General features: G+C 56.6%; 11 protein-coding genes. 5 read left to right on the forward strand and 6 right to left on the reverse strand.

Annotated elements, in window-relative coordinates; all coding sequences use genetic code 11:
• Positions 1-45 precede the first annotated feature (45 nt).
• From FBR45_RS22460 to FBR45_RS22470, 3 genes are all read left to right on the forward strand, one after another.
• Positions 46-1,938, forward strand: a complete 1,893-nt coding sequence (locus FBR45_RS22460) for a glycoside hydrolase family 127 protein (protein WP_138506535.1) — start codon at positions 46-48, stop codon at positions 1,936-1,938.
• A 476-nt stretch (positions 1,939-2,414) separates the two neighbouring features.
• A complete protein-coding gene (locus tag FBR45_RS22465; protein WP_138506537.1) occupies positions 2,415-3,134 on the forward strand; it encodes a DUF3108 domain-containing protein in 720 nt (239 codons plus the stop codon).
• Between the two features lie 112 nt (positions 3,135-3,246).
• A complete protein-coding gene (locus tag FBR45_RS22470) occupies positions 3,247-3,744 on the forward strand; it encodes a hypothetical protein (RefSeq protein WP_138506539.1) in 498 nt (165 codons plus the stop codon).
• 105 nt (positions 3,745-3,849) lie between these two features.
• Here FBR45_RS22470 and FBR45_RS22475 read toward each other — a convergent pair whose 3' ends face one another.
• The 6 genes from FBR45_RS22475 to FBR45_RS22500 all read right to left on the reverse strand — a co-directional run bounded on the left by FBR45_RS22475 (position 3,850) and on the right by FBR45_RS22500 (position 9,239).
• Entirely contained in the window at positions 3,850-4,386 is a 537-nt protein-coding gene (locus FBR45_RS22475) for a ferritin (protein ID WP_077921523.1), read from the reverse strand.
• A gap of 95 nt (positions 4,387-4,481) precedes the next feature.
• A complete protein-coding gene (locus FBR45_RS22480; protein ID WP_138506541.1) occupies positions 4,482-4,847 on the reverse strand; it encodes a hypothetical protein in 366 nt (121 codons plus the stop codon).
• 87 nt (positions 4,848-4,934) lie between these two features.
• On the reverse strand, positions 4,935-6,101 hold the full coding sequence (locus FBR45_RS22485) for an endonuclease/exonuclease/phosphatase family protein (RefSeq protein ID WP_138506543.1): 1,167 nt from the start codon (positions 6,099-6,101) through the stop codon (positions 4,935-4,937).
• A 50-nt stretch (positions 6,102-6,151) separates the two neighbouring features.
• Positions 6,152-7,117, reverse strand: coding sequence for a hypothetical protein (locus FBR45_RS22490; RefSeq protein WP_246082348.1), 966 nt, complete (start codon positions 7,115-7,117; stop codon positions 6,152-6,154).
• A 62-nt stretch (positions 7,118-7,179) separates the two neighbouring features.
• Positions 7,180-8,562, reverse strand: a complete 1,383-nt coding sequence (locus tag FBR45_RS22495) for a sensor histidine kinase (protein ID WP_138506545.1) — start codon at positions 8,560-8,562, stop codon at positions 7,180-7,182.
• Positions 8,562-9,239 (reverse strand): response regulator, encoded by a 678-nt coding sequence (locus FBR45_RS22500; protein WP_138506547.1) that lies wholly within the window; start codon positions 9,237-9,239, stop codon positions 8,562-8,564. The genes FBR45_RS22495 and FBR45_RS22500 overlap by 1 nt, the downstream gene beginning before the upstream one ends.
• 348 nt (positions 9,240-9,587) lie before the next feature.
• Here FBR45_RS22500 and FBR45_RS22505 point away from each other — a divergent pair, with 348 nt between their 5' ends.
• Together FBR45_RS22505 and FBR45_RS22510 are read left to right on the forward strand one after the other, a co-directional pair.
• Positions 9,588-10,178, forward strand: a complete 591-nt coding sequence (locus tag FBR45_RS22505; RefSeq protein WP_171044942.1) for an RNA polymerase sigma factor — start codon at positions 9,588-9,590, stop codon at positions 10,176-10,178.
• 532 nt (positions 10,179-10,710) lie between these two features.
• A complete protein-coding gene (locus FBR45_RS22510) occupies positions 10,711-11,775 on the forward strand; it encodes a FecR domain-containing protein (protein ID WP_138506552.1) in 1,065 nt (354 codons plus the stop codon).
• Positions 11,776-11,830 lie beyond the last annotated feature (55 nt).

Consider the following 11,830-nt stretch of genomic DNA (forward strand, 5'->3'; position numbering starts at 1 on the left):
GGACCGGTTGCTTTTGACATAGGGACTGGTCTTGTTGGTTGTCTTATGTTGTTGGCTATACGGTTGTCTTTTTGGGTACTGGTGGTGGGGCTGGCCGTCGGCAGTCGTGTCGGGTCGGCTCAGTCGAAGGTGAGTCCGGTCGTGGTCGATCAGCTCCGGTGGGCCGATGCGGTTCGGGTAGACGGGTATCTGGGTCGTCGGCTCGATGCGTCGTATGAACACCGGATTCTGGAGCAGGACGTCGAGCATCTGATTGCGCCGTTTCGGAGCCGTACCGAAGTCAGCAAATGGCAGAGTGAATTCTGGGGGAAGTGGTTCACCTCGGCGGTACAGGCGTATCGATACCGTCCGGAACCCCGCCTGAAAGCCGTGCTGGATAAAGCCGTGGCCGGTCTGCTGGCCACCCAAACCCCCGACGGCTATATCGGAAATTACGCCCCCGACAAACACCTCGAACAGTGGGACATCTGGGGCCGGAAATATTGTATGCTGGGTTTGCTGGCCTACTACGACCTCACCCAAGACACGCGCAGCCTGCAGGCCACCCGCCGACTGGCCGATCACCTCATGCGGGAACTGGTAGAAAAGAACGTGCTACTGGTGAAAAAAGGAAATCACCGCGGCATGGCGGCCAGTTCGGTGCTGGAACCGATCACCCAGCTGTACGTCCGTACCGGCGACAAACGCTACCTCGACTTTGCGCAGGAAATTGTTCGGCAGTGGGAAACGCCCGATGGTCCCCAGCTGATCGGCAAAGCGGATCAGGATGTGGCCCGGCGCTTTCCCAAACCGGCTTCTCCATTCGGGTGGGAGCAGGGGCAGAAGGCGTATGAGATGATGTCGTGCTACGAAGGGCTGCTGGAGCTGTACCGCCTGACGGGCAACCAGACCTACCGGGACGCGGTCGAGAAAACCTGGGAAAATATTCGCAATACGGAGATCAACGTAGCCGGGTCAGGAGCCAGTATCGAAGTCTGGTTCGGCGGTAAAAACCTGCAAACGCTGCCCGTTCGCCACTATCAGGAAACCTGCGTAACCGTCACCTGGATCAAACTCAGCCAGCAGCTGTTGCGGCTCACCGGCGAGGCCCGATACGCCGATGCCATCGAGCAAAGCTATTACAACGCCCTGCTCGGAGCTATGCAGCCCGACGGCGCCGACTGGGCCAAGTATTCGCCACTGGCGGGGCAGCGGCTGGAAGGCGAAGGGCAGTGTGGAATGGACCTCAACTGCTGCGTGGCGAGTGGACCACGGGGGCTGTTTACCCTGCCCGCTACGGTGGTGATGACCGGGGCCGACGGGCCGTCGGTCAATTTCTTTGTGCCGGGGCGCTACTCGTTTCTGACACCCGGCGGGCAGCAGGCCGCGGTGCGGCAGCAGACAACCTACCCCGACTCCGGCACCGTTCGTCTGATGCTGGACCTGCCCAAAGCCGAAGAACTGGCGGTGCGGATTCGGGTTCCGGCCTGGAGCGCCGAAACGACCCTGCTCGTGAACGGACAACCCGTAGACGCCGTACCAAGCGGTCAGTTTGCCACCATCCGCCGACGCTGGAGCCCCACCGATGTGATCACCCTCGGACTCGATATGCGGGGTCGGCTGGTGCGGCAGGGGCCGCTGGCCGAACACGTTGCCATTGTGCGCGGCCCATTGGTGCTGGCCCGGGATTCGCGGCTCGACAAACTCAGCATCGACGAACCGCTCAACCCGCTGGTGGGTAAAGATGGATTTATAGCTCTTGAGCCCGTGACCGACCCAAACCCGGCGTTCTGGGTTCAGTATACCGCCCGGTTTGCGGTCGAGTCGCATCTGGAGCGGGCCGTACCGCCGGTCTCACTGCACCTTTGTGACTTTGCATCGGCTGGTAATACCTACGATGAGCGCTCTAGGTTCCGGGTCTGGCTCCCGCAGCTGGTCGACACTGCCAAACTGCCGTAAGAAGAGCCAGTGCAGGTACCCGCGCCCGTTTGCATAGCCGCCAGGCTACGATACTGGTTATCAATCCCCTGGTCAGGCTGGCCAATAAAAAGCCCGGTCGTTTCGATGACAACCGGGCTTTCCGTTTCTATCCACACCATAATAAATATAGTGGCACAAAGAACGGCATTGTTACTGAGCAACTTGTCCCGTTTACTCAATAAATAACCGCGTAGCGGAGCACCCATATGGCTGCAAATGCCGGGTTCGTTTGCGATAGGGAGCAGGGCATAAGGCGCCTGGTCGTTCTGAAGTCTGCCACCCGCTGGTCTGCGTTTTTCTGTACCATAGTTCATCCGGGGTGGCCTGCCGACCAGCAATCGGGCCGTTGATCGCTGCCTGCCACTAATCCTCATTTACTTCCTTCTGTGCAAATAATGGTTCGGCACCAGCCGGCAATCCAGTGATTTACACGAGAATCTAATCACTGGTGCGCTATGAACTATTTACTCCTGGCCCTCTGTCTGGGCTCATTTATACGCTGTCCGGCTCAGCTGGTGCCATCCCGGCAGGCATACGAAACGAAGTGGGCAAAACCCGAAACCGGCGCTATGACCTGGTACGTGATCCGGGATACGGCTGCCTTTGAACTGGGCAGCGTGACCAGCCAGGTCGTAGACAGTAAAGACCAACTGACCCTGATTACGACCGTAACCATGAAAGGGATGAAGGGAACCTGGGTCGATTCGTCGATTTGTGCGAAAGCCACCCTGAAGCCGATCCGCCATGTCTCCTACAACGCACAGCGGGATATGGTACTTGACTTTGATCGGGTCGTAACTGGATTTTATACCGATAAGCGGCTGGGGAAAACTACGCGCATCAGTGATACGACCCGAGCGGCCTATTTTGACAGCAATATCTACCCGCTTCTGATTCGCTGGTTGCCGCTGAAAGAAGGGTTTACCCAGAAACTGGCTATTTACGATTACAACCCCTCCGCCAAAACAGGCGTCATCACGGCGTCGGTAAACGAAGTAAGCAGCAGTACCTATACGAGCCGGAAAGTTGGTACGAGGGCGGTCTGGGTGGTAGACGTCACTGACGAGATCAGCAACGGTAAATCCCGGTATTTCATCGATAAGGCCGACCGCAAACTTTGGAAACAGACCATAGAGGCCGGAGGGCGTTCTATGATGATGGTCGCCGTTGAGTAAAGTCAGTACGCGTTAGCGTGTAACGGTCGTCGGCAGGGTAACGTCGTGGGGCGACCGAAACAAAAATCGCTGCTGCGAGTAGTGTAGAATCGATGGACTAAACATGGGCGTTATGACGGTTCGATGGCTGGTTGTTTATCTGGTTTGTTTGGTCGTACCCGCTGCCGGAGCGCATAGCTACCGGGTGCTGGCCGATGGCTGGCGGTACGAAAAAACGCCCGGTCCGACGGGGAGTTCGGTCTATAAAGCGACCCTGACGTCGAACAACACAGTGCAGTTTGGCTATCCGTATACAGGCGGCTCGGCCGTTACGCTGACCATCCGGCAAACGAATGGCAACACCTACGCCTATCTGGAAGCGGCCAACGGAACCTTTACCCGGAGTTATCAGAACGGGAGCGCCCGTATTCAGTTCGATGGCAAACCACCCGTTGCCTATGCGCTTTCGGCGGCTGCTAACGGACGGGCCAATATCGTTTTCTTCGATGCCGGGGAGAAGCTGATTGCCCAGCTGAAACGGACCCGTTCAATGGTGGTGCGGCTGCAGTTTGCGGGGCAACCCGTGCGGGAGGTTCGATTCGTACCGGCCGGCTTCCGGTGGAATTCATAACACAGGTCGGTACAGGTGGCAGGCCCCTGAACGCATCATCCCCGCACCAGTCATAGACCGATGCGGGGACGCTGTGGTTGTGTTGTATGACCAGGCTGGCTGACCCTATTCGTCTTCGAACGGATTTTCGTCGTAGGTGACGCTGGCCAGTTTCTTGTCGAGGTAATAGACCTGGTCGGCCGGGATCTGATCGATCAGCTCCAGGCACCGCCGGGCAATGTATTCTTCTTCGACCTGCTCTTTTACGTACCATTTCATCAACTCCTCGGTGGCGTAATCGCCTTCGCGCCGGCAGACGCCGATAATCCGGTTGATGGAGTCGGTTACGGCAATCTCCTGATCGAGGGCCGACTCGAAAACCGACCGAAGCGTATCAAATTCCTGACCTACCGGCGGCACATCGGGGGAGTAGGCCGTGGCACCCTGATCGCACAGGTAATGGAACAGTTTCATGGCGTGTTTGCGCTCTTCTTCCGACTGTTTGTAGAAGAATCCGGCGCTATGATCGTATCCGTTCCGGTCACACCAGCCAGCCATGGCCAGGTATTTGGAAGACGACACCATTTCCATCTTTATCTGCTGATTCAAAACCAGTTCAACGGGTTCCTTAATCAACGTGCGGAGCCTATCCAGATCTTTCATTGGGCGTACGTTTGGTGAGACTTTGGTTAACTTACCTGACTGTAAAAATTGCTGAGGCTGTAAAGTACTTAATTAACGAATCCTCCGCAAAAAAGTTAGCCGAGTGTAGAGAGGGTAGCACAGCCGCACTCGCGCAGCATGCTGTTGAGTTCCAGCATCAGGCTGGCGCCGTTGAGCAGCTCGCGCAGGTGAATCACTTCGCAGAGCGTCAGTACGTAACAACGCTCCGAACGCGGAATGGTCAGGATTTCTACGTCGTCGGCGGTGTCGGTGCTCAGGGCCATCTGGTGCACGTTGACCGTACTGACCATCCGCCGAAACTGCGCAAAGTCACGCGCCGACAGCGGTGTGGTGGAGCCCCAGAAGGATAAAATCAGGCGGTTGGTCCGGTCACATTGATAGACGACGCCTTTGTCGGTGCTGAATACTTCCTGATACGAGACGGGTACGTTACTTTCCATGACTGTACATTGCTGAGACAAAGATACAGTATGGTCTTATTTGTAGCAAGTCTAAATAAATTACCAGAGATTCGGTCTGACTCATTACTACCGGGGGCGGTTCTGGGCCAGCACCGGGGTCGATGCGGTTGCTGATTTTTTCAGCACATACTGAGCCAGTACGGGAAAATGATCGGAGAACGACACGCCCGACAGGGTCTGACAGGTTTTGATATGCCAGTCGTAGCTGACAAACTGCTGATCGATCCGGGCGAAATACGGATGCCGGTTCAGGGTGAAACCCAGCCCCTGGCCGGCTTCTTCGAACGCATTCCGGAAGTTCTGGCTTAGCTTGCCGTACGAGTAGCCGATGGGAATTTCGTTGAAGTCGCCACAGATAATGACCGGATAGCGGCTCCCCGCCACGTACGACTCTACTTCCTTGAGCTGCTCGTTACGGTTCTCAAACCCTTCTTTCAGTCGACGGAAGGTGTCGAGGACTTCGAACGAAAACTTGCCCAGCTGTCCTGCTTTCAGCGCGGTAACGGCCTGGCTGGTCCGTACGCCCATCGACCACAGATGCACATTCACGACCCGGATGGTATCTGTCCCGTAGGCAATGTCGGCACACAGGAACCCGTTGATATCGGGCCCCTGCTGGCGGCTCCAGATCCGGCCGTACTCGTTAACGATCGGGAATTTGGAAAACAGGGCCAGCCCCACTTCGCGGTCATTGTCGAAACAGTTCAGTTTCTGAATCGTGGCCGTGTACTGGCGTTCGATGTGCGCGTTGGGCGAATATTCCTGAAAGCAGGCAATATCGGCGGTGAGTTTGGCCGCGTCGAAGCCGCCCTGCGCACCTGTCGGGAAGGTTTCGCTGTTGAAACTCAGTACGCTGAGGGTAGGGGCCTGGCTGATGTCCAGATCGCCCCCGCGAATGCCAACCATTCGCTTCACGACCAGAAATGAAAAAACGACCCAGATTAGTCCGGCCGTTGCAACCATCTGCTGCCGTTTATAAAGCAGGTAGATACTGGCCACCAGGCCGCAAAGGATGGCCAGAGGCAGGCTCATCATAATAAACCCCGTCAGCCAGTGATCCATGACCGGATAAAAGCTGAACGCCATAGTCAAAAATAAATAGCTGAGGGCGGCATAGGCTACCGGAAACTGGCGGTACCGGCGGTAAAGAAACCGGGCAGCATCAGCAAGCGGTTCGGCAAGGGTGTGTAAAACAGGAGATAGGTGAGCGATCCATTTTCGTAACGTTGACATAGTGTGTGGCTGGTCTGGTGGATAATTGCCGCTGGACTGATCCGGCGGACTTACCTGACTTCGAACCGGCTGTCGCCGATCCGGAAGCCTTCTGCGTATAACTCAACCGTATAGGTGCCTGGTTTGTAGGGATTGTCCCGCCGAAACAGCATAGCCACCCGCTGGTCGTTGTTTTCGTACGATACCGTCTGGCGCATGCTGTACCCAATCTCGCGCCCGTCGGTAAAGAGGATGCCTCCGATGCCGCTTTCGCTAATTACGGCGCCGTTGGCATCCAGAATCCGTAAATAAATGTCCTTGTTGTTCTGCACCGCCAGCGGGTTGGTCGGCAGGATAAAGGCTACCTTGAGCCGGTCGATGCGCGAGGCCCGGTAGGGACTATCCCGGCGTTCGCGGCCGTTGGAAGCCACCGCCGATACGTCAATATTGACCGCTTTCAGGGCCGACGCCAGGGTGACCTTGTCTTTCAGGTCGGCATTCTGTAGCGAGTAATCGACTACGGCCCGGGCCAGTACCTCCTTGTCGTGTTTCAGCCCCTGGTTTTCGACCAGAATGCTTTCTTTCTCCTGCTCCAGCGACAAGGCTCGTTCGGCCAATGACCCGTTTTCGGCCCGCAGCTTCCGCAGGGTCAGCTCGTTTTGCGCCAGGAAGTTCTGGTAATCTCTGATTTTCAGGGTGTACTGCTGGCTGGAAAAGCTCAGGTCAGATTTCAGGCGTTTCTTGTCGGTCTCGAGCTGCCGTTTGATCCGTTCGAGTTCGGCAACGCTGCCACCCAACTGCCGGACTTCGGTAATTTTAGCGTCGAGTACGCCCGAAATCGAATCCAGCTTGGTCTGCGTGGCAGCAAACTGCTCTACTTTCAGGGTCAGCAGTTTCTGTACTTCCAGGGTTTCGTTGCGCGACCCGATGAACAGGTAGGCCATCAGCGCCAGCACCCCGACCAGGGCGCCGATGGTCATGGTCTGTATACCCTGTTTGTCTGTTGTTGCCTGCACCTCCATATCGTTGTTGTTCACGGTTCGGCTACAAAGCAACGGCGACCAACTTAAGCACGACTTAAGCTCACCTTAAATTTACCTTAAAATGCCGCCAGGCTGGGCAGAGTCAGGGTAAAGGTGGTCCCCTGGGGTGTCGACTGTACCGCTATGTCGCCCCGGTGGAGCTGGGTTACCTGCGCCACAACGGCCAGCCCGACACCATGCCCTTTGCTCGACTGTGCGGTTGCATTCCCCCGAAAAAAGGGCTGAAAAATATACGGCAGGTCGGCGGGTGGGATTGGTATGCCTTCGTTGAAAACCGACAGGACGATGGTTCCGCGCCGGGTTTTGAAATCGACGGCGGCCGTTCGGCTGGGCGAAAATTTGCAGGCGTTCTCGATAAGGTTCATCAGCAGCACTTTCAGGGCCGCCCGGTTTCCCTGGGTAATCAGGTCGTCTTCTTCGTCGGGGAAATCGGTAAACGTAAGTTGAATGGTGTAGTCATCGTGCCAGGCCTGGAGCTGCTTTTTGGTTTCCCAGAGCAGTTCATCCATCCGTACCGGCTCAAACGGCATGGTTTCGGCCTGCAGCGACGTGTTGGCCAGCTCCAGCAGGGTATTGGTCAGCTGGCTCAGCGCGCGGGTATCTTCCTGCAGCGAGCGCAGCGTCTGTTCATAAGCTTCGGGATTGCGTTTCTGGATGAGCGCCACGTCGATCTGCGAATTGATCTTGGTCAGCGGGTTTTTCAGCTCGTGCGATACGTTGGCAATAAACATTTTCTGCGTATGCAGGGCCTGCTCGATGCGGTCGAGGAGCTGGTTGAAGGTGGTGACGAGTACCCCGATTTCGTCGGAGCGGTTGGGGTGCTCGACGCGCCGGGTTACGTTGGCCGGAAAAATGGTGTTGACCTGCTGAACAATACTCGACATCGGGGCCAGCGCCCGGTCGGCGAACAGCCAGCCCGATATACCCAGCAGCAGAATAGCCGCCAGCATCATAATGATCAGGATCTTCTGCAGGTCGTTGAGCGCGTCCTGCCCGGTCTGGTCGACCCCGCTCACGATGACCCAGTTGGTGCTTTTGCCGGAGGTCAGATGGATAGCGACTACCTGGTATTCGTTTTTGCGCAGATACAGCGTCTGAGCGGTCGAGTCGAGCTGCGCCACAAACTGCTGGTGGAACTGGACGTTGGCCGGATTGGTAGAAAACAGGATCTCTTTGGTCTGGTCGTTGTAGACCGAAATGTTTTCGTTGAGCAGGGGTTCCTTGTCGGCCGCGTCGATGAGCCGCAGCACGGTGCTGTCGGTCTGCTGCAAATCGAACAGCAGGGTGGTGGTCGTGATGGCGCGGTCCTGCAGTCGCTTGTAAAACCGTTTTTCGAGATAGAGCTTGCTGAATAAGTAAACGCCGAGCGAGAACAGGAGCAAAATGCCTGTCACCAGAAAAACGAACTGGTAGGTGAGCCGGGTACGGATATTGATCATCACACTAACTTTAGGACATACCCCATCCCAATTTGCGTATGGAGTAACTTAGGCTCAAAGTCCCGGTCAATTTTCTTCCGCAGGAAGTTGATATATACTTCAATGATGTTGGTGCCGGTATCGAAGGTCAGGTCCCAGAGTTTTTCGGCGAGTTCTACCTTGGAGATGACCCGCCCCTGATGGCGCAGGAAGTACTCGAGCAGCTGAAATTCCTTGGCCGTCAGCGTAATTTCGGTGCCCGCCCGAACCACTGTTTTTGTGTCCGGATTCAGCTCCAGATCGGCAATGCGGAGCAGGTTCGTGCTGGGTGTCAGGCTGTGGGATCGGCGGGTCAGGGCCCTGACCCGGGCCATTAGCTCCCGAAACTCGAAAGGTTTGATCAGGTAGTCGTCCGCACCGGCGTCGAGGCCCACGATCTTGTCGTCGGTGGTGCCGAGGGCGGTGAGCATCAGAACAGGCGTCTGTACGCCGGCCTGCCGGAGTTTGCGACACAGGTCGAGTCCGTTCATGCCCGGTAAGATAATGTCGGAGATAATCAGCGCATACGGCTCCCGGCTGGCCAGCTGAAAGCCCATCGTGCCGTCGTAGGCTATGTCGACATCCCACTGGTGCTCTTCCAGTCCCTGTTTAATGCTCTGCACGGTTTTGACCTCATCTTCGATCAACAGGATTCTCATGATACCTTATTCATTCATTTGACTATACAGAGTTAACGTACCAGATGAACCGTTTCTACGCGCAACTGGTTTGCGCTGGCCTGATCTGTCCGGTTCCGGGTTCGGCTTCGTGGGGCAGGTAACGGCCAGAAATCAGCCACTTCCCTGCTATGATCGACCCGGTCGATTACCGGCCGTTTCGTACAAAGGTTAGTATTTTATCGGTCCATCGCATTAACGCCCATCTGGTAAACTAGCCGGGAGCCAACCGGTAGCTGGTTCTTCATGGCTTAATCATTCCGTAACAGTACAGTAAAACTGGCTTGATATTGCGGGTCTACCTTTGCGGCCGAATTGATGCCGCGCGTTATGAAACCTTCAGCCTTACCGGAAGACTATGACCTCATCGTTGCGATTCAGGCGGGTGATGCCGCTGCGTTTCAGACGCTGTATCGCAAGTACTGGCGCCCTCTGTTCAACGTCAGCTACCAGGCCACCCGCCATACCGACGATGCCAAGGATCTGGTTCAGGAGCTGTTTGCCGATATCTGGCAAAACCGGGCGGCTGTGAAGCCCGACACGTTTTCTGCCGCTTACCTCTACGCTACCCTTCGCCACAAGCTGCTCGACCGCATTCGTAAACAGGCGGTACGCCAGCAGTACGTATCACGCATTGCGGCTACCACCACCGATCACGACAATTCGACCGAAGCGGCACTCCAGTCGGATGCTTTCCTGGAGCATCTGCAACGCGAACTAGTCAAGCTGCCGGAACGATGCCGGTTAATTTTTCAACTCAGCCGGTTTGACGATCTTTCTGTCGATGAGATTGCCGGACAGCTCCGGTTGTCGCCCCAAACGGTTAAGAACCAGCTCACGAAGGCGCTGTTCCGGCTCCGAACCAGCCTGCATGAATACGCGACCTGGGCCGGGGTTCTGGTGATGGGGTATTGGTGGTGAATCTTTTCCTGATTGTCTTTCAGACTTAAATTCAGTTGATCAGGGGCTATCATAGGCCGTAAACTGATAACTCAATCAACATGCCGCGCCCCTGGGCTTTATGGGTGTCGGTCGGCGGTGGCTGGCAACATACCACCCATCCAGGGTTTTGCGTCCGTGTAAGCAGCGTCCCACAACCATTTCCCCCATCGTCCCGTAGGGACGCAACAGCGCAGCGTCGGTAGCCAGGGTTGGTAGGTGAGAATTTATTTTCCATCGTCCCGTAGGGACGCAACAGCGCAGCGTCGGTAGCCAGGCGTTGGTAGAATATGTCAACAACAAACGCGTCGACAACAAACGGCCCCCTGGCATCGGGTTCGGGGTGATCGGCGTCCCGACGATACGCATCGGCTGGGTCTCTCGATTGCGCAGACCTCCAGCTGACGACCCCCGTCAAAAAAAACTAAAAAATTTTGCTGATCCGATAGTACCAAACTCCGGCTTATACGAATACCTGTTAACAAGCATCGATACGACGTATCGTACCAGGCTGATGAATCAGGAAGAACGGGAACGGCACATTCGGGATTACCTCGACGGGAAAATTACCCCGCAGGGGAAAGCGCTCTTCGACGAGTGGACCGACCGACTGGCGCAGGATACGCGGTTTATCGACTCGCTCAGCCCCGCCCAGGCCAGCCGCTTCGAAGACGATATGTGGGAGGCCGTGCGGCAGCAGGCTGGCCTGCCCGATAACCCCGTAGACCCGGCTCTACCGACTACGCCGTTCCGGTCGGTTTTCACGAACCCGGAGCAACCCAGCTCCAACCGGTTCACGGCCGCACTACGCTACGGACTGGCCGCATCGGTAGCCCTGCTGCTGCTGGCTGGGTATCTCGTATGGCTCGGAAAACCGGCCGGTAATCCGCTGGCCAGCGCATCTTCATCGGCGCCCGTGACCTACCGGGAGGTGGTAGCACCTACCGGGCAGCGACTATCGGTAACGCTGCCCGACGGCTCAAAAATTTACCTGAACGCCGAAAGCAAACTACAGTACCCGGAGACGCTGACGGGACCAACGCGACAGGTCTTTCTGGAAGGCGAAGGCTTTTTTGAGATAGCCCACAACCCCGCACAACCTTTCGTCGTGGCCACCCCCCGGCTGACCACTACCGTAAAAGGAACCACCTTTAACGTAAATGCCTATGCCGATGAATCGGTGGCCGAAGTGACGGTGCTGACGGGAAAAGTAGAAGTCAGCACGACCGGACGTCGGCAGGCACCACGGCTGCTGATACCCGGTCAGCGCGTCACGTACCGGCCCGACCGGGAAACACTTACGCAGACAACGCTGGCTGATCCGCAGCTGGCTACAGCCTGGCGCACCGGCACGTTGGTATTCCGGCGCACACCGATGGCCGATATTGTTCGACAACTCAGCCGACAGTACGGGGTTCGGGTTCGGCTGGCCACGCCCGCGCTGGCGACCTGTACCGTAGTGGGTACGTTTAACCGGGCCAGCCTCGATGATGTACTTGCCGTCTTGTGTGGCTCCATTGGGGCCACCTATCAAAATCAGGGAAAGGAGGTGATTATAGAGGGCAATGGCTGCCCGTAGCGCGGCCGGTTTCCCTCACAAAAAGGGCCAGATGTGTTCGCACCACACCTGACCC

It is taken from the genome of Spirosoma lacussanchae, from assembly GCF_005870035.1.
In the GTDB taxonomy this organism is placed as follows: domain Bacteria; phylum Bacteroidota; class Bacteroidia; order Cytophagales; family Spirosomataceae; genus Spirosoma; species Spirosoma lacussanchae.

Excerpts from the sequence above, each read along its gene's own strand:
- FBR45_RS22460 (WP_138506535.1), top strand. The coding sequence starts at position 46 with ATGTTGTTGGCTATACGGTTGTCTTTTTGGGTACTGGTGGTGGGGCTG.
- FBR45_RS22465 (WP_138506537.1), top strand. The coding sequence starts at position 2,415 with ATGAACTATTTACTCCTGGCCCTCTGTCTGGGCTCATTTATACGCTGT.
- FBR45_RS22470 (WP_138506539.1), top strand. The coding sequence starts at position 3,247 with ATGACGGTTCGATGGCTGGTTGTTTATCTGGTTTGTTTGGTCGTACCC.
- FBR45_RS22475 (WP_077921523.1), bottom strand. The coding sequence starts at position 4,386 with ATGAAAGATCTGGATAGGCTCCGCACGTTGATTAAGGAACCCGTTGAA.
- FBR45_RS22480 (WP_138506541.1), bottom strand. The coding sequence starts at position 4,847 with ATGGAAAGTAACGTACCCGTCTCGTATCAGGAAGTATTCAGCACCGAC.
- FBR45_RS22485 (WP_138506543.1), bottom strand. The coding sequence starts at position 6,101 with ATGTCAACGTTACGAAAATGGATCGCTCACCTATCTCCTGTTTTACAC.
- FBR45_RS22495 (WP_138506545.1), bottom strand. The coding sequence starts at position 8,562 with ATGATCAATATCCGTACCCGGCTCACCTACCAGTTCGTTTTTCTGGTG.
- FBR45_RS22500 (WP_138506547.1), bottom strand. The coding sequence starts at position 9,239 with ATGAGAATCCTGTTGATCGAAGATGAGGTCAAAACCGTGCAGAGCATT.
- FBR45_RS22505 (WP_171044942.1), top strand. The coding sequence starts at position 9,588 with ATGAAACCTTCAGCCTTACCGGAAGACTATGACCTCATCGTTGCGATT.
- FBR45_RS22510 (WP_138506552.1), top strand. The coding sequence starts at position 10,711 with ATGAATCAGGAAGAACGGGAACGGCACATTCGGGATTACCTCGACGGG.